At 53.2% G+C, this 16463-nt stretch carries 15 protein-coding genes; 8 read left to right on the forward strand and 7 right to left on the reverse strand.

What is annotated here, in order from left to right:
* Positions 1-14 precede the first annotated feature (14 nt).
* The 7 genes from ACA047_RS09230 to ACA047_RS09260 are packed head-to-tail and all read right to left on the reverse strand — an operon-like array spanning position 15 to position 8761.
* On the reverse strand, positions 15-2078 hold the full coding sequence (locus ACA047_RS09230) for a class I SAM-dependent methyltransferase (protein WP_497358620.1): 2064 nt from the start codon (positions 2076-2078) through the stop codon (positions 15-17).
* Positions 2075-5305 (reverse strand): glycosyltransferase, encoded by a 3231-nt coding sequence (locus ACA047_RS09235; RefSeq protein ID WP_497358622.1) that lies wholly within the window; start codon positions 5303-5305, stop codon positions 2075-2077. The genes ACA047_RS09230 and ACA047_RS09235 overlap by 4 nt, the downstream gene beginning before the upstream one ends.
* Complete coding sequence (locus ACA047_RS09240; protein WP_497358624.1) at positions 5302-5622, reverse strand: hypothetical protein; 321 nt, start codon at positions 5620-5622, stop codon at positions 5302-5304. Before ACA047_RS09240 ends, ACA047_RS09235 begins: the two co-directional genes overlap by 4 nt.
* Positions 5576-6334, reverse strand: a complete 759-nt coding sequence (locus ACA047_RS09245) for an ABC transporter ATP-binding protein (protein ID WP_497358626.1) — start codon at positions 6332-6334, stop codon at positions 5576-5578. The genes ACA047_RS09240 and ACA047_RS09245 overlap by 47 nt, the downstream gene beginning before the upstream one ends.
* Positions 6331-7128: an ABC transporter permease gene (locus ACA047_RS09250; protein WP_497358628.1), complete on the reverse strand. Its 798-nt coding sequence runs from the start codon at positions 7126-7128 to the stop codon at positions 6331-6333. Before ACA047_RS09250 ends, ACA047_RS09245 begins: the two co-directional genes overlap by 4 nt.
* On the reverse strand, positions 7125-7601 hold the full coding sequence (locus tag ACA047_RS09255; RefSeq protein WP_497358630.1) for a GNAT family N-acetyltransferase: 477 nt from the start codon (positions 7599-7601) through the stop codon (positions 7125-7127). Before ACA047_RS09255 ends, ACA047_RS09250 begins: the two co-directional genes overlap by 4 nt.
* A 32-nt stretch (positions 7602-7633) precedes the next feature.
* On the reverse strand, positions 7634-8761 hold the full coding sequence (locus ACA047_RS09260; protein WP_497358632.1) for a DegT/DnrJ/EryC1/StrS family aminotransferase: 1128 nt from the start codon (positions 8759-8761) through the stop codon (positions 7634-7636).
* Between the two features lie 1033 nt (positions 8762-9794).
* On the opposite strand from ACA047_RS09260, the gene ihfB reads away from it, so the two are divergent.
* The 8 genes from ihfB (at position 9795) to ACA047_RS09300 (ending at position 16376) form a co-directional block, all read left to right on the forward strand.
* On the forward strand, positions 9795-10091 hold the full coding sequence (gene ihfB / locus ACA047_RS09265; protein WP_002554561.1) for an integration host factor subunit beta: 297 nt from the start codon (positions 9795-9797) through the stop codon (positions 10089-10091).
* A gap of 27 nt (positions 10092-10118) precedes the next feature.
* A complete protein-coding gene (locus ACA047_RS09270; protein WP_497358635.1) occupies positions 10119-10358 on the forward strand; it encodes a lipopolysaccharide assembly protein LapA domain-containing protein in 240 nt (79 codons plus the stop codon).
* Positions 10359-10588: 230 nt separating this feature from the next.
* Positions 10589-11665 (forward strand): dTDP-glucose 4,6-dehydratase, encoded by a 1077-nt coding sequence (rfbB, locus tag ACA047_RS09275; protein WP_497358637.1) that lies wholly within the window; start codon positions 10589-10591, stop codon positions 11663-11665.
* Positions 11662-12555, forward strand: a complete 894-nt coding sequence (gene rfbD, locus ACA047_RS09280; RefSeq protein ID WP_497358639.1) for a dTDP-4-dehydrorhamnose reductase — start codon at positions 11662-11664, stop codon at positions 12553-12555. The genes rfbB and rfbD overlap by 4 nt, the downstream gene beginning before the upstream one ends.
* Positions 12552-13442, forward strand: coding sequence for a glucose-1-phosphate thymidylyltransferase RfbA (rfbA, locus tag ACA047_RS09285; protein ID WP_497358641.1), 891 nt, complete (start codon positions 12552-12554; stop codon positions 13440-13442). Before rfbD ends, rfbA begins: the two co-directional genes overlap by 4 nt.
* A gap of 56 nt (positions 13443-13498) precedes the next feature.
* Positions 13499-14422, forward strand: coding sequence for a glycosyltransferase (locus ACA047_RS09290; RefSeq protein WP_497358643.1), 924 nt, complete (start codon positions 13499-13501; stop codon positions 14420-14422).
* Complete coding sequence (locus ACA047_RS09295; protein ID WP_497358645.1) at positions 14419-15381, forward strand: UDP-glucose 4-epimerase family protein; 963 nt, start codon at positions 14419-14421, stop codon at positions 15379-15381. Before ACA047_RS09290 ends, ACA047_RS09295 begins: the two co-directional genes overlap by 4 nt.
* Positions 15378-16376 (forward strand): MraY family glycosyltransferase, encoded by a 999-nt coding sequence (locus ACA047_RS09300; RefSeq protein WP_497358647.1) that lies wholly within the window; start codon positions 15378-15380, stop codon positions 16374-16376. Before ACA047_RS09295 ends, ACA047_RS09300 begins: the two co-directional genes overlap by 4 nt.
* Positions 16377-16463: the final 87 nt, after the last annotated feature.

Consider the following 16463-nt stretch of genomic DNA (forward strand, 5'->3'; position numbering starts at 1 on the left):
GCGACCTTTAACCATTACTGTAGTGCAGCAAAAGGGAAGTATTTGTAGCGCTTCCTAATCATGGAGTACTCGCTGACTTCATAAAGACCAACGGGGACGTCAGAGTCCTTCACGAAAATACGCAGGTACCAGTTCTGCTCAAGTGCGGTCGGTACCGGCAGCTCGAAATGGGTAGGTTCATCCGGGTTGACGCTGGCCAGCGGCAGGACGACCTGTGCGACGACTTCCTTGGCGCTGGAGACGATTTCAATGCCGATCAGTCCCTGGACTCCGCGCATCAGCGGACGGATGGCCAGCGTTACGCCGCAAAGTTTGTCTTGTTTGATCGGCATCAGGTATTCCCGATACGGGATGTTTCTCAAATCATCACCCAAAGCCAGCAGAGGGCGAGAAGTATTAAGAAGGTGCTTCTCCGTAAAACTTCTGAGGGACGCAAATGCCGGTGAAATCGAATCCCACAATGAGCCTTTGCTCTTGTACAGCGAGACCAATTGCAAGGAGCGCGAGGCGCGATATCCGCTCACTTCAGTCTGAAGGTTATCGATCACCTGCAGGGCTTCATGGCGCGAGTGGTTCGCATGTTTCTGCGCATTGCTCAGCGCCAACTTCAGATGCTGTACCTCTTGCACCAGTGGCGATTGAATCTGCGAGATCTGTCGAACGGACGACAACTCCTGGCTTAGTCGATCCTGCTCGCTTTTCCAGGAGCCTTCCTTCGCGCGATACCAATCGATGATGCCATTGGCAGTTAGCAGTTCGGCCTTGAGCAAGGCTACTTTTGCATCGATTGTCGCCAGGGTTTCCAACTTGTCACGCAGTTCCTGGTTTTTCCTTACCAGGGCCAGTACTTCCTGATTGGCTTCTGCGGTATGCGATTGAGCTTGAGTCAGGTGCTCCAGCAGGTCGTTAAACTGGGCGGACGCTTGTGCGGCTTCATCGTGAAGCTGCATATTCTGCTCGTTAAGTCGCTCGATCGCTTGTGCGGCCTCATCGCGAAGCTGAATACTCTGCTTGTTAAACCGCTCGGACGCTTGTACAGCCTCGTCGCGAAGCTGCATGTTCTGCTCGTTGAGGCTTAACGCTTTCTCATTGAGCAGCTGATACTGCTGCTCAGATTTCATCAGTTTAATATTGATATCATGCAGCTGGTTATTAAGCAGTTCTGTTCTTTCAAACAAACCCATTACTTGCAAGCGAAGCTGATGGTTTTCAGTTCTTGCTTCATGAAGCAGGCGTTCGGTCTGTATACGGTCTTCGGTCAGCTCGCTGATTCGCCGCTCAAGGGCCAAATCAGGAACAGCGGGCTGAGGCGGGGAGGGCACCGTTTTTTCGGCAAGTTCCAGTTTCAAGTCTTCAATGCGCTGACGAAGCGCTGTTTCAGTTTGAGTGAACTTTTGGATGATTTCTTCTTGCTCATGCATCTTGAGGTGCCTGATGTAATAAGGTTCATAGGGTACGAAAGCGCTGACGTGATCCGCAAAACTGGCGTCAGGCGAACATTCATCTCCTTTCCAAACGATCAACTGGTACATGATTTGTTCACATATGTTGAATCGCTCGTTACGAAACTTTCTCTTTTGTTCGAGAGGTAGATGACGGTATTCAGGGAAGTAGAAAAACTCAACGTTGATCAATCGAATATCGAGACCAGGGTTGGAGTTGTCCGACTTTGAAAGGCCCCATGGACGTTGTACCGGGTCGGCATAATCAAGCGCGTCTACCGGTGTCTCGGGATGGTCCGTCCAGAAGCGAGGCGTGTGCTCATTGAAAACCATGAGGTGGTAAGGATTGGCGACGTTCAGCTTCTGTTCGTAGTAGGGCGCGATGATGCATACCTGCGCACCGTGCTTACACACGCGATAGATCTCGCGCATCGTGAACATCAGATCCTTGGTGTGTTCCAGGGCGTGCGATGAAAACAATATATCGACCGAATCATCTTCCAAGGGCAGAACGCTGTCGATATCGGCCAAAATATCGACTTCCGGCATGGGGAAGCGATCGATTCCGAGGAACCCTTCCTGCTTGCGTTTGCCACAGCCCAGGTCAATTCTTACAGGTTCATTCTCAAGTTTCATTTATCCAGCGCTCTGCTCATTTGGCTGATCTGACTGCGCGTTGTTAAAAGAGTTTCGAGCAGCATATGTTCATACGAGGGCGTCGATGGCGCTTGCTCCGCGATTTTTGAAGCCAGCACAGCGTCTTGATGTTTGGAGAACTCGTCGAACGCTTGATTGTATAAATCCACCAACTCGGATCGAACGTAAGTCGGCCGGGCGAGAAATAGCATGGATCTTTGCGCGCGGTCGATGATCTCCAGACGCTGGTTTCGCGTAAGCAGCATGTATTGCGAAATCGCGGCGGCCATCGCTTCAGGGCTATCGTCCTTGGACAGAAAGCCACTGTAGCGATGTTTGATAATCTCCCCCACACCGCCGACGATCGTCGACACCACGGGTATGCCCATGGCCATCGCTTGCAGCATGGTTTGCGGCATTGATTCATCAGTTGCCGATATCAGCAGCAGATCGGCGTTGTCATAAAAGGGCTTCGGATCGTCGATAAAACCATGGATCGTGAATTTGTCTTTCAAACCACTGCTTTCAATCAATGATGTGCATTCACCAACGTACCGGTCGTGAAATACGTCATAACCAATAAGGTCTAGTGAAACATCGAATCCGGCTTCGTTTAACAGTATCGCGGCCTGAATTGCACCGAGCTGATTTTTTCTTGGCTGGAGTGTGCCAGACACGAGTATGCGCAATGAGCGCTGAGTGTTTGCCACCCGCTCCCGATTCACCTCGAACGCGTCGAAATAATCGGAAGACACTGGGCATACAATTCGTCTGGCCGGACTTTTGGACAGGCTTGCCCACTTGAATCCATGAGTCAGCGACGAGCAATGGATCGAATCGGCAAAGCGCACGATGGAGTTTGCGGCGCCTTCATAGTGCTGGTGGACACTTGCTGTACACGGAACGCCCAAGCGTTTGGCCAGCAGACTCATAGTCGGTGACCAGGTCGTAAAATGCAGGAAGCCTATCCTTTCGTGTGCCAGGCGACGGGCAAGATGATCCGCCGCCAACTCATCCTGCGGTTGGAATGGACGCTGGGGCGTTGGGGAGTCAATGTAGCCTGAAGGCCAGGACTCTTCGATCAGGCTCGCTCCATCAGTGGCAGCATCCCAACGCGATTTGAACGCGGCGCTGTAGTTTGCATCTTTGGGAACGACCCCCACGACGCGAAAACCAAGGGATGCGACCAGGCCCGCGTGCCTTATCAAATGAAGCGTTGCGCCACCAAGGGCTGTTTCGTGAAACGCATAGGCGATGGCTCTATCGCCCAGCCGTGAATGCAAACGAACGGATTCGAACGTTGCCAGGAAGTCGTAGAACTGCGACTCGGTGGTGTACCGCGACAGCACTAATTTACGAGCGTTTTCGAGCATTTGAGTACGCTCTTGCTGGCCCATGGTGTAGGCGGTGGTCAGCGCTCGCTCCCATGCCTGGACAGTGTTATCGACCTTGATACAGCAGGCGTCAGGAATATCGGAATAGGGGACGGTGTCGGTAAAAATGCATATCGCGCCGGCAGCGACCGACTCCAAAAGTTTCACAGGACTTTTGCTGCGGGCTGCTCGGGTGCTGAAATCCAGAGGGACCAGCGCCACGTCGAAGCTGCTTCTGCTCAGGTCACCAATGTAGGCTTCGTAAACGTGGGTGAACGGCTTGAAATAGACGGGACAATCCAGAGGGCCGAATTTCTCCGGGTCCAGGCCCCAGAAGTGGAACTCTACGGATTTCGAATATTGGCTGGCAAAGTTTGAAAGCGCTTGCCAAAGTTCTCGCAGAATATCTTCGCGCACGGCCCCGGACATAATGGCGACTTTCAGGCGTTTGTCGCGATTGTACGTGCGCTTCTGAACGAATCGCGCATGGATATTGGTGTTGAGCCGCGCGGTCTTGCTGTTGAGCCCACGCAAGTCTTCATTGATCGCATCGCTGTAGCCGATGCAGGTATCCACGGTCTTGATTTGATGAACAATCTGCTGATAAGCAGGCGTACCCGGTGCCAGGAAACTGTGCTGCGGGCCAACCGAATGGAAGTGGAGCATATTGTCGTCCATCAAGTAAGCCATGGGCGTCTTGCCCTTTTGGCTATTGATGAACTGACTGCTCGGGGCACCCACAGTGCGGTAGAGCACCGCCACGTCGATGCCGGTCAAGTCGATGGTGGGCAGATCGTTTTCTTTGACAAATGTGCTGGTGACTGCGCGTTGACCCGGTAACAATGTGAAGTTATTGATCGTGACATCGACCGATGTGGAATAGTCAGGCTTGACCGTCAACAGATGCAACTTGCGGCCTCGGGCGCTTGCCGCCACGGCCATCTCGCTATCGCTGCAATAGTCGTTGAACTTCGTCAGGAAGGGCACAGCCTCCAAGCGGCGATACTCGTTGATTTCTGTATCGGTGAATGAGTCGGAAAACTGCGAGAGATCAATAACGTCATAGTTGTTGATGGTCGTCGGTTTTAACAGTTGGTCTCGCGGTATGGACAGACTCTTTCTGTATCGCGTGAAGAACAGCGGGATTTCCTTGCCCAGCGAGTCGACCAGGTTGGCGCGCACATGCGAGGTGACATCGTCGACCCAGATAAAGTCGGCGTGCTTGGCAAATCGCAGCCACAAGTCGTAATCCGAGAAACGGCGCATCATCACGTGCGAGTCGTACATGCCGGCAATATCGAACAAGGCTTTGTGGTGCATCACGGTGTTGTTGGCAATGTAATTGCCATTCATCAACAGACCGTAGTTGAAAGGGCCACCCAGCGTTCTGGCGGTTATCGTTCCATCGGCAAGGACAATATCAACGCTGGCATTTGCATATACCACTGTGGGTTTGCTGCATTTTTCCAGTCGCTCTACGCGTACTTGCAGGCTGTGTTCCGTCCACAAGTCATCATCGAACTGATAGGCGATGTACTTGCCCTTTGCCCGTAGCGCGGCCTGATTGACCCGTAACGCCGGAAGGCCACTGTTTTTGTGATAGGAATGAACAATGATCCGCGTGTCTTTCTTCAGGTATTCCTGCAGTACGGCTGCAGAGCCGTCCCGGGAGCCATCATCGACAATAATCAGTTCGAAATTTCTATAGCTCTGGGCCAGCACGCTATCGATGGATTCCTGCAGCGGGCCATGTCCACGGGAATAGGTCGGCAGGATTACGGTAACTTTGGGGTTCGACGGAGCCCTGGTACTGGCGTGGATCTTCAGGTCAGTAGAAAAGTCGCTAAATTTCATGGCTGTTCCAAGGGCTGCTTGAGTTGAGGCGTGGTGCTACGGGACAGAAAGCGATCAACCAATGGTCGAATTTTCTGTTGATAAAACCAGTTTTCGAATTTGCCGAAAGCGATGGAAATTGGCAAGGCCACCCTCGTCATCAGCTGCGAGGTGGAAAAGCTGGCGCAGGCCGCCGAGCTGCGGCGAACAAACGTGATGATTGGGGATGCCTTAATGTTGATGTCCTTTCCATTTTTCTTCCTTGCGTATTTTGACGCTACAGGCTTGGAATTACAGGCTGGCAGTGTGCGCGTCGTTGTATTGCTTGACGATTTCATTGGTAGGGCCATCAGCAACTATCTGGCCTTTGTGCAACCATATCGTCCTGCTACAGAAGTCATTCAGGAGATTGAAGTTATGGGTGGTGAATACCAGGATTTTCCCCTGTTCCATAAATTCGAACATCCGGCGCTTGGCTTTTTCCGCAAAGGAAATGTCGCCGGCCCCCATGACCTCATCGATCAGCAGGATTTCCGGGTTGATGCTGGTCGAGACGGCGAACGCCAGGCGAATGAACATACCGGAAGAATAGGTACGCACCGGATAGTCTAGGAAATCGCCCAACTCGGTGAACTTGGCGATTTCGGGAAGTTTCTCTTCGATCGCGTCTGGAGACATACCCAGCAATAGCCCGCGAATACGAATGTTGTCCCAACCCGACTGATTCATTTCGAAGCCGGTGGCGAATTCGAACATCGGGCAGACGTGGCCCTGGATCGAGACCGTTCCCGATGTCGGAGGATAAATATCCGCCATGACTTTGAGTAAGGTGCTCTTGCCCGCGCCATTGAGCCCTATCAGGCCGACGCGTTCCCCGTGGTTGATTTCCAGGTTGATGCCTTGCAGCGCAGCAATACGGTAGTTGGTAGCAGTCGCTGCGTTGCGGTTGAGCAATTTACGCCTGAACCAGCTCTTTAATCCTTCTTCACTGCTCAATGCGCCTTCGAAGGTAATGTCGACATTCTTCAGGACAAGCGATGCATGAGTCATAAGAGGAAAACCACGCGAGAATCGAGTTTCAAGGCAACGAGCAGTGCCACTAACCAGCAGGACAAGACATACACGCCTGCCCACATATAGTTTTCCGGCAACGCCAATTCACCCTGAATGATAGGGTGCCGTACCACATCAATGAGGTAATAAAGCGGATTGAGTTGGTAGATGAATCCAAGCCCTTTTTCATGCAACATCTTTATCGGAAACATGATCGGCGTGATGAAAAACATCATCTGCAGCATCACGGCCATTGCATGGGGGAAATCTCGAAACCGCGCACCCAGGTAGGCGCTGATTGTGATATGCCCCAGGGCAGCCATCATCAGCAGTAACAAACCAGGGATTGCGTACAACCAGCCGAGAGCATCCATTTCATTGAAAACCAGCTGGACCGGTATCACCACGGCAATGCCAATAAGTAGCACGATGACGCTTGATATCAGGGTTCTCAGCAGGTAAATCTGCTTGGGATAGGAGAATTGCTTTATGTACCCCTCTGCCCTGATGAAGGTCGCACTGGCGTCGGTTATCGACGCGACGATAAACGCCCACAACGCGAAACCGCATGCCAGATAAGGCAGAAATTCATGCACAGGTTGACCGAATAGCAGTCCGTAGATCAGGCCGACACCGGTCACAAAAAAGCCGGTTGTCAATACGATCCACAGGGGACCGAAGAATGACCGGTGAAACCTTGCCTTGATATCCTGCACGCCCAGATAGGTCCACACGCGCCACATTTTCAGTGCGCGGGTGCTATCGATAAGTAGTCTTGTGACGCTCGTCATTCAATTCCCGCCTGGTCTTTTCGAAGGCCCATTCTAATCAGTCCCTCGTAACGTTGCTCTTCACAAAAACCATGCTTGAGGTAAAGACGGATTGCGCGGTCGTTGCTCTCGATAACCTCGAGAAACACATACTCCAAGTCGAGTGCGTCCCAACAGATATCCAGGAGCACCGCGCAGGCACGACTGATATAGCCGCGCCCCGAGTGATCGGGATCAGCTAGAAATCGGCCGACTTCAGCCGAGCGCGTCTGCCAGTCGATTGCGTAGACAGATGCTTGCCCCACCAAAGAGCCCTGCGCCTCGACAACAAACAGAAAGTCATTGTCCTTGGGCTGGTAGTGTTTGTGGAACCAGTTGGAGTGCTGCTCATAGGTCAGCGGGGCCGAAGTCTTGAACCAGACACGAGCCTCGTCCCGGTTTCTCCAGGACAAGGTCTCATGCAGGTCACTCTCTTCGATTAAGCGAAGACGCAATGCGTCGTCTCCAAACGAGGGGAGTGCGCGCTTCATTTTGCGTAGCGGATCAGCAGTTCGCACACAGTATCGACGTCCGCGCGGGTGAGCCCGAGGTGCATCGGCAGTGACAGGATTTCCTGGCTGGCTTTTGCCGCTTTCGGGCAGGTGCCGGCGCCGAACGAGTACAGGGAGTACTCAGTGTTGTCGCGGTAGTGTACGCCAGGATAAATCTGGTGTTCGTTCAGAGCCAGCATCAACGCATCGCGATCCTTGACACGGATCTGCAGCAAGTGAGTCGACGATTCACAACCTGGTGTAACGTCAATGATGCTGATCTTGTTTTGACCAGCCAGGTTCTGGCGGTACCAGGCAGCGAGCTGACGGCGATAAGCGTTGTCCTGATCCAGGTACTTGAGTTGTACCAGGCCCATCGCAGCCATGATCGAGTTGCCGTGATACTTGTAGCCCAGCTCTTCGACGTCATACATCCACTTGTAGGCGCCTTGTGCTGCGGTACGTGCAAAGGTGTCCTTGTTGATGCCCAGCCAGGTCAGCTTGCGAACGCGCTCATCGTCTTGCTGATCCTTGAAGCAGATCATGCCGGAGTCGGCGGTCGGCAGGTTTTTGACCGCCTGGAAACTGAACACAACGCTGTCTGCTTCTTGGCCGACATGCTTGCCGTTGAGTCGAGTGCCAGCCATGTGGGCCGCATCGAGGATCAGTTTGATACCGCGCTCTTTGCAGATCTCAACGATCTTCTGATATTGACCGATGTTGCCGCCAATACCGACAAAAATCAGCGCTTTGGTCTTCGAGGTAATACGCTCTACCACGCTCTCCGGATCCAGGCACAAGGATTCGTCGACGTCCGCGAACACCGGCTTCATGCCGGCATACAGAATGGCGTGGTTGGTGGAGATGAATGTCAGAGGGGTGGTGATAACTTCGTCATCATTGGCCCAGCCGAACTTGGTCTTGAACAGCTCGATGGCCAAATGCAGGCCCACTGTATTGGAGCTCAGGAAGTGAGCGTGCGGCAAACCGGTGTAGGTTTTCCATTCCTCTTCCATGGTAGCCGTTTTGAAACCTAGCCCGGTCCAGCCTTTTTCGAGGCATTCGCGAATCGCGGCGAGGCATTCATCAATACGGAATTTTGGGACGAACAGCTGAATCGACATGGGAATATCCTTATAGGTAGGTTTGGCCAAAGCTTGAAGGCGCTGTACATACCAATCGGGTGTTATGCAAATGTTGGGTGGATGGCTTTGCGTCCGACGATGACCGTCGATACTCAAGCTCTATTTTTTTGTGGCACGCTGACCAGTCCAGCTGGAGGAAACTAAGGGGTCGACAGGCGATCTCCGTATCTCGATTTGAACAACAGGGAACTTTTTCACATGCGACAGTCAAAATTCCCGCGAAACGCCCGTGTTAGAGCGCTTCCAGGAAAACTGCCATAACACTCCATAGCGCGCGGGTTATGTCGGACATTCAGCAAATGAGCGGAAATGGACAATGGCTCGTATTTCGGTAGGGGCAGTTTTTGATGCTCAAAGCAGGTTCGTATGTGTCAGAAGCCAAATATTTAATGCGTACTTTTGACGCCAGACACCGTGGGGTGCGATGTCAGCGCGCGCTACCTGTAATCGGTAACTTTTCCTAGGCTACATGCAGGTTATTCCAGCCTAGGGCGCAGATTCTTCCTACGCGGAACAGATAATAGACACATATTTCCCCTGAAGCCATTGGCTGGATTGCCCGGGCCGGGGCTGATTCGTCTTCCAAAAAGGGGGGTTGCGTGTCAGATCTGGTACAGATTTTCGGGGAAAAGGCAGGCAGGCAGGGCGAATTCGCTTGTTATAAATTGTCAAATTTATGAAATTTTACGAAACAAATTGACATGTATCGTTTTTATTTCCGATGTACGGGAGGGTCGGGAGTGAGCGACCTTCATGGCGGCGCAGAGGATTTTCCATTCAGGCGCAATCCCACCTGCCACCTCTTGGCGAGCAGTGCTTTTTGGCATGTCTGCTCCGCAAAGCATCGTATTGTCGATGCTGGAGGATGTCGGCTTAGTCCTTCAGTGAATGCGCGGGCGCGCTGTCACGAAATTGCACAGGAATAAGTCAAGACTCAAGCTGTTCAAAAACTTCAGAGCATGCTAAAACCTTTGAAGCGCTGGCCTAGCTGCTTGAAAAAGAAGGGGAAAATATGACGAAGTCGGAGTTGATCGAACGAATTGTCACCCATCAAGGGCTGCTCTCATCCAAGGATGTGGAGTTGGCCATCAAGACCATGCTTGAGCAGATGTCGCAGTGTCTGGCTACCGGCGATCGTATTGAGATCCGTGGCTTTGGCAGCTTCTCCCTGCACTATCGCGCGCCGCGTGTTGGTCGCAATCCAAAAACCGGACAGTCCGTCAGCCTCGATGGAAAATTCGTTCCGCATTTCAAGCCAGGTAAAGAGCTGCGTGATCGTGTGAACGAAGACGAGGAGGAGGGGTTTTGACAGTCGTCTCACGTCAAGGGATCGCTCATGCGTAACCTAAAACGCGTGCTTCTTGCCGTGTTCGCCCTCTTGGTTGTTTTGGCGATCCTGGCGTTTGTTCTCGAGAATCAGCAATCGGTTTCATTGCTGTTCCTTGGCTGGGCGGGGCCACAATTGCCAGTCTCGCTGCTCATGGTTCTGGCGCTGCTGATCGGTATGGCAATCGGGCCGATTCTGGGTTGGTTCCTGGGGCGCAGGTCCAAAGCGTCAAGCAAGCGGTTGGCCTGAGAGCGACATCCTTAAGAAACATGTCGAATTTCCGTTACAGTTTGTCTATATCCATTAGTAAAACCCTCACTAAGCTGTAAAATACTGCGCCTGCCCGATCAGGGGGTACTTCTGTATCGGTTCAGATGGTTTCCGTCGAAAGCCCCGGCTAACTTAGGTGGTTTTTGCATTCATGGATTAGACAGCGCTCTGTTGGCGGCCCTGTCAGCAACTCAAGGGTATGGTTTCGAGTGAAAATTCTAGTAACCGGCGGCGCCGGGTTTATCGGTTCGGCAGTCATCCGCCATATCATTTCCAATACCACCGACTCTGTCGTTAACGTCGATAAGCTTACTTACGCTGGTAATCTGGAGTCATTGGCCGAAGTGAGCCTGAACTCCCGTTATGTGTTCGAGCGCGTCGATATCTGCGACCGCGACCAGATCGACCGAGTGCTGCGTGAGCATCAACCAGATGCCATCATGCATCTGGCCGCAGAGTCGCACGTTGATCGCTCGATCTCCGGTCCGTCTGAGTTCATCCAGACCAACATCATCGGCACCTACACCTTGCTGGAAGCTGCACGCCACTACTGGGCTGCGCTGGACGATGTGCGTAAAAGCAACTTTCGCTTCCACCATATCTCCACCGACGAAGTCTACGGAGACCTCGAAGGTCCGGAAGACCTCTTCACCGAAACCACGCCCTATCAGCCAAGCTCGCCGTATTCGGCCAGCAAGGCCAGCTCCGACCACCTGGTTCGCGCATGGGCCCGCACTTATGGTCTGCCGACCCTGGTCACCAACTGCTCGAACAACTACGGTCCGTGCCATTTCCCAGAGAAGCTGATTCCGCTGATCATTCTCAACGTGCTGGAAGGCAAGCCTCTACCCGTCTACGGTAAGGGTGACCAGGTTCGCGATTGGCTCTATGTCGAAGACCATGCCCGCGCGCTCTACAAAGTCGTGACAGAAGGCATCATCGGCGAGACCTACAACATTGGCGGCCATAATGAGAAGCAGAACATCGAAGTAGTGCATACCCTTTGCGCACTGCTCGACGAACTGCGTCCAGACTCCGCTCATCGTCCGCACGCCAGCCTGATTACCTATGTTCAGGATCGTCCGGGCCACGATCAGCGTTACGCCATCGACGCCAGCAAAATCCAGCGCGAGTTGGGCTGGTCGCCTGAGGAAACCTTTGAAACCGGTATCCGCAAGACCGTCGAATGGTATCTGAACAACTCTGAGTGGGTGGCTCACGTGAGAAGCGGCAGCTACCAGCAATGGATTGACCAGAATTATGCGGGTCGTTCGGGCACGGTATGAAAATCCTCTTGCTGGGGAAAAACGGCCAGGTAGGCTGGGAGCTACAACGCTCCCTTGCGCCGCTTGGCGAGTTGATCGCCCTGGATCGTCACCCGGTCGATGGTTTGAGGGGCGACCTGTCTGACCTCGACGGATTGCGTGCGACGATCCGACAGGTCAAGCCGGATGTCATCGTCAACGCTGCGGCCTATACTGCGGTCGATAATGCTGAACCCGAGGCCGAACTGGCCGACCGTGTGAATGGCCAAGCCTGCCAAGTCATCGCTGAAGAGGCTGTGTCTCTGGATGCCTGGCTGATTCACTACTCGACCGACTACGTTTTCAGCGGCGAAGGCCTGAAACCCTGGCAAGAGACCGATGCTGTCGCCCCGGTGAATCACTACGGCGCCAGCAAACTGATCGGTGAGCAAGCGATCATTGCCTCGGGTTGCAAGCACCTGATCTTGCGCACCAGTTGGGTATACGGTGCTCGCGGCGATAATTTTGCCAAGAGCATGCTGTGTCTGGCCAAGGATCGCGACACCTTGAGTGTCGTCGCCGACCAGATTGGCGCCCCGACCGGTGCAGATTTGATTGCCGATGTGACCGCTCTGGTTATCCAGCAAGTCTTGAGGCGTCCTGAACTGGCGGGCCTGTATCATTTGGCGGCCGCTGGCGAGGTGTCCTGGCATGGTTACGCCAGTCATGTGATCGGTTTTGCCAAGGCCAATGGCGAAGAACTCGCCGTTACCTCAATTAATCCGATAGACACAGCCGACTATCCAACACCGGCGCGCCGTCCTCTGAATTCCCGACTGAACACTCAGAAACTGCGCGATAATTTTTCTCTACACTTGCCGGATTGGCAAAGTGGCGTAACTCGAATGCTTAGGGAAGTTCTGAATAAATGACCACGACAAATCGTAAAGGCATCATCCTCGCCGGCGGCTCGGGCACACGACTGCACCCGTTGACCCTTGGCGTATCCAAACAGATGCTGCCAATCTACGACAAGCCAATGATCTTCTATCCGCTGTCGGTGCTGATGCTCGCCGGCATGCGTGAAATCCTGATTATCTCCACCCCTGAAGATCTGCCCTGCTTTCGCAAGTTGTTGGGGGACGGCAGCCTGTACGGTATTAAGCTGAGCTACGCTGAACAACCTAGCCCGGACGGTCTGGCCCAAGCTTTCATTATTGGTGAAGAGTTTATCGGCAAGGACCCTTGCTGCCTGATCCTGGGTGACAATATCTTCTACGGTCAGCACTTTACGGAAAACCTGCGCTCTGCCAGCACTCAAGAGCTCGGCGCGACCGTATTCGGTTATCACGTATCCGATCCCGAGCGCTTTGGTGTGGTCGAGTTCGACGCTGCCGGTCGTGCCTTGAGCATCGAAGAAAAGCCGCTTAAACCAAAATCCAGCTACGCAGTGACTGGCCTGTACTTCTATGACAATCAGGTCGTCGAGATTGCCAAGAATATCAAGCCATCGGCGCGTGGCGAGCTGGAAATCACAGACGTTAACCTAGCGTACCTTGAGCAAAAGACCCTCAACGTGGAAATGCTCGGCCGTGGCTTCGCTTGGCTGGATACGGGTACCCATGATTCATTGTTGGAAGCCAGTCACTTTGTGCACACCATCGAACAGCGCCAAGGCCTGAAAGTGGCTTGCCTGGAAGAGATTGCCTACCACAATGGCTGGATCACTGCCGAGCAGTTGGGTGCTCAGGCCAATGCTCTGAAGAAGACTGGCTATGGTCAGTACCTGCAGAAGCTTCTGGACTCACCTTCCCTCTGATTCGAAGGCGCAGTCCTTTCGAACAGTAGTGTTTAATTGGTCCAGGCAGGAATGGCATGCCAGTAAAACTTCCCAAGGTTTTGGTTTTGCTGGCTGCCTACAACGGCATGCAGTGGATCGAGCAGCAGTTGAGCTCGATCCTCGGCCAGTCAGCTGTCGACGTAACCGTTTATATCAGTATCGATCCTTCCACTGACGGTACCGAAGCCTGGTGTGCGGCTTATGCGGCTGAACATCCTGAGGTGCTGGCCTTGCCCGCTGCGGGTACATTTGGCGGTGCCTCCCGTAACTTTTTCCGCCTCATCCGCGATGTCGACTTCGAAGGCTACGATTTAGTTGCCTTTGCCGACCAGGATGATGTTTGGCATTCGAATAAACTCCAGCGTGCCTGCGAAGCCATCCAGGCCCATCGCGTAGATGCCTATTCCAGTAATGTCACAGCCTTCTGGGCCAACGGCAGCACTCACGTGTTGGACAAGGCACAACCTCAGGTCGCCTGGGACTTCCTGTTCGAAGCGGCCGGTCCTGGTTGCACTTATGTGATGAGCAAAAAACTGGCGGACTCGCTAAAGGCTTCGATACTCGCCAATTGGCAGCAACTGCAAAATGTCAGCCTGCATGACTGGTATTTCTACGCCTTTGCTCGTAGCCACGGTTACCTCTGGTATATCGACCCTGAGCCGTCCATGGACTATCGCCAGCATGAGCGTAACCAGGTAGGCGCCAATAAGGGCTTGAGCCCGCTGATTTCCCGTTATAAAACCATTCATGATGGTTGGTGGTTCAATCAGGTTCAGTTGATTGCGCTGTTGGTGGGGCAGGGCGCCAATCCTTTTGTGCAAACGTGGCTGAGTTTGCGCCGTATACAACTCATCAAGCTTTCCTTCAGCGCCTGGCGTTGTCGTCGGCGAGTCCGGGATAAGGTGTTCTTCTTTTGTATTTGCTGGGTCACGGCATTGATAGGAAAAAAACCCCAATGACAGCCCCGAAGGTATTGATCACAGGGGCAAGCGGTTTTGTTGGCGAGGCGCTGGTTTTCAGGTTGTTGGCGGACATGAAATTCAGCCCGATTGCTGCTGCTCGGGGCGCGACGCGGTTGCATGGATTGTGTCCCGTGGTGCCCTTCGATCTTACCCACGCCGAGCTTTTACCCGCACTCGATGATGTCCAGGTGGTCGTTCATGCCGCTGCCCGGGTGCACGTCATGAATGAAACCTGCGTCGATGCTTTGGCCGAGTTTCGTAAGGTCAACGTGGAAGGAACACTCAGGCTTGCAAAGCGTGCCGCCGAATCAGGGGTGAAGCGCTTTATCTTCATCAGCTCGATAAAGGTCAACGGTGAAAGTACGCTGCTGGGTAAACCATTCAAGGCTGATGATCATCCGCGCCCGCTGGATCCTTATGGCGTGTCCAAGTACGAAGCTGAAGAGGCGTTGAAGCAATTGGGCCGCGATACGGGGATGGAAATCGTGATCATCCGTCCGACCCTGGTATATGGCCCGGGGGTCAAAGCGAATTTCTTGAGCATGATGAACTGGCTCAATAAAGGCATTCCGTTGCCCCTGGGGGCCATTCGAAATCAGCGAAGTCTGGTCGCCATCGACAATCTGGGAAGCCTCATTGTCACGTGTATTGACCATCGCGCCGCGGCCAACCAGGTCTTTCTGGTCAGCGACGGAGAAGACGTCTCTACCACTCAACTGCTGCGTCGCCTGTCCCAGGCGTTAGGCAAGCCTGCCCGACTCTTGCCTGTACCTGAATGGCTGTTGAAACTGGCGGCTTCGGCACTGGGCAAGCAAGCGGTTGCTCAACGCATATGCGGTTCGCTGCAAGTCGATATCACAAAAAATCATGAATTATTGGGATGGACGCCCCCCATTAACATGGACAACGCCATGCGCCAGACCGCAGGCCATTATCTGGAAAAACAAACGAAATGATTGTTTGGTGGCTGCTGCTCGCGGTATTCGCTGTTTCGTGGGCATTGACGCTCATCTTGCGTCGTTATGCCTTGGCAAAGAGTTTGATGGACATACCTAATGAGCGCAGCTCTCACTCGATCCCGACGCCGCGCGGGGGAGGGGTGGCCATCGTGATTTCCTTTCTGCTGGCACTACCTGTACTTTCCGGGCTTGATCTCCTAAGCCCGGCGGCTTTGTACGGCTTGTTTGGTGCCGGGCTGCTCGTCGCGATTATAGGATTCGCCGACGATCATGGGCATATAGCTGCCAGATGGCGATTGTTGGGGCATTTCGTTGCGGCGGCCTGGGCGCTGTTCTGGTTGAACGGTCTTGCACCCATCGAGCTGTTTGGCCTGACCGTTGATATGGGCTGGTTCGGTAATATCCTGGCATTGGTGTACTTGGTATGGATGCTCAACCTCTATAACTTTATGGACGGCATAGATGGTTTGGCCAGTGCTGAGGCGATCAGCGTGTGTTTGGGGATGTGTGTGGTTTATTGGGTCAGCGGCAATGTCGAGCTGATCTGGGCACCGTTGATTCTGACGGCGGCCGTGGCTGGGTTTCTTTGGTGGAACTTTCCACCAGCGAAGATTTTTATGGGGGATGCGGGGAGTGGGTTTCTTGGGCTTGTCATTGGCGCGATAGCACTTCTCTCATCCTCGACTAAGTCGGTGCTGTTGTGGTGCTGGCTTATTTTACTTGGGGTGTTTGTTGTTGACGCGACTTTTACGCTGCTGGCACGAATGATAGAAGGGGCCAGGATATACGAGGCTCATCGAACCCATGCTTACCAATACGCAGCGAGGAAATATAGTAGTCATTCTTTGGTGACAAGTGCTGTGGTTTTTCTTAATGCTATTTGGTTATTGCCGATTGCTGTGCTAGTCGGAATGAACCTTGTTCAAGGTGCTGTCGGATTGCTGGTTGCATATGTTCCTCTGGTCGCAGCGATATATAAATTGAGGCGCTAAGTCGAGATCACCAGATGCAATGGAAGCGTTCCACGTTTGCGGATCCTGAAAGCTTAGACCAAAAAGCCTCGTTAAAGAGGCTTCTTA

This window comes from Pseudomonas sp. LBUM1664 (assembly GCF_059695895.1).

What these genes read in the sequence shown, in the direction of transcription:
- ACA047_RS09240 (WP_497358624.1), bottom strand. Translation starts at nt 5,622, where the DNA reads ATGAAATCGTCAAGCAATACAACGACGCGCACACTGCCAGCCTGTAAT.
- ACA047_RS09235 (WP_497358622.1), bottom strand. Translation starts at nt 5,305, where the DNA reads ATGAAATTTAGCGACTTTTCTACTGACCTGAAGATCCACGCCAGTACC.
- ACA047_RS09300 (WP_497358647.1), top strand. Translation starts at nt 15,378, where the DNA reads ATGATTGTTTGGTGGCTGCTGCTCGCGGTATTCGCTGTTTCGTGGGCA.
- ACA047_RS09290 (WP_497358643.1), top strand. Translation starts at nt 13,499, where the DNA reads ATGCCAGTAAAACTTCCCAAGGTTTTGGTTTTGCTGGCTGCCTACAAC.
- ACA047_RS09230 (WP_497358620.1), bottom strand. Translation starts at nt 2,078, where the DNA reads ATGAAACTTGAGAATGAACCTGTAAGAATTGACCTGGGCTGTGGCAAA.
- ACA047_RS09295 (WP_497358645.1), top strand. Translation starts at nt 14,419, where the DNA reads ATGACAGCCCCGAAGGTATTGATCACAGGGGCAAGCGGTTTTGTTGGC.
- ACA047_RS09245 (WP_497358626.1), bottom strand. Translation starts at nt 6,334, where the DNA reads ATGACTCATGCATCGCTTGTCCTGAAGAATGTCGACATTACCTTCGAA.
- ACA047_RS09270 (WP_497358635.1), top strand. Translation starts at nt 10,119, where the DNA reads ATGCGTAACCTAAAACGCGTGCTTCTTGCCGTGTTCGCCCTCTTGGTT.
- rfbD (WP_497358639.1), top strand. Translation starts at nt 11,662, where the DNA reads ATGAAAATCCTCTTGCTGGGGAAAAACGGCCAGGTAGGCTGGGAGCTA.
- ACA047_RS09250 (WP_497358628.1), bottom strand. Translation starts at nt 7,128, where the DNA reads ATGACGAGCGTCACAAGACTACTTATCGATAGCACCCGCGCACTGAAA.
- ihfB (WP_002554561.1), top strand. Translation starts at nt 9,795, where the DNA reads ATGACGAAGTCGGAGTTGATCGAACGAATTGTCACCCATCAAGGGCTG.
- rfbA (WP_497358641.1), top strand. Translation starts at nt 12,552, where the DNA reads ATGACCACGACAAATCGTAAAGGCATCATCCTCGCCGGCGGCTCGGGC.
- ACA047_RS09260 (WP_497358632.1), bottom strand. Translation starts at nt 8,761, where the DNA reads ATGTCGATTCAGCTGTTCGTCCCAAAATTCCGTATTGATGAATGCCTC.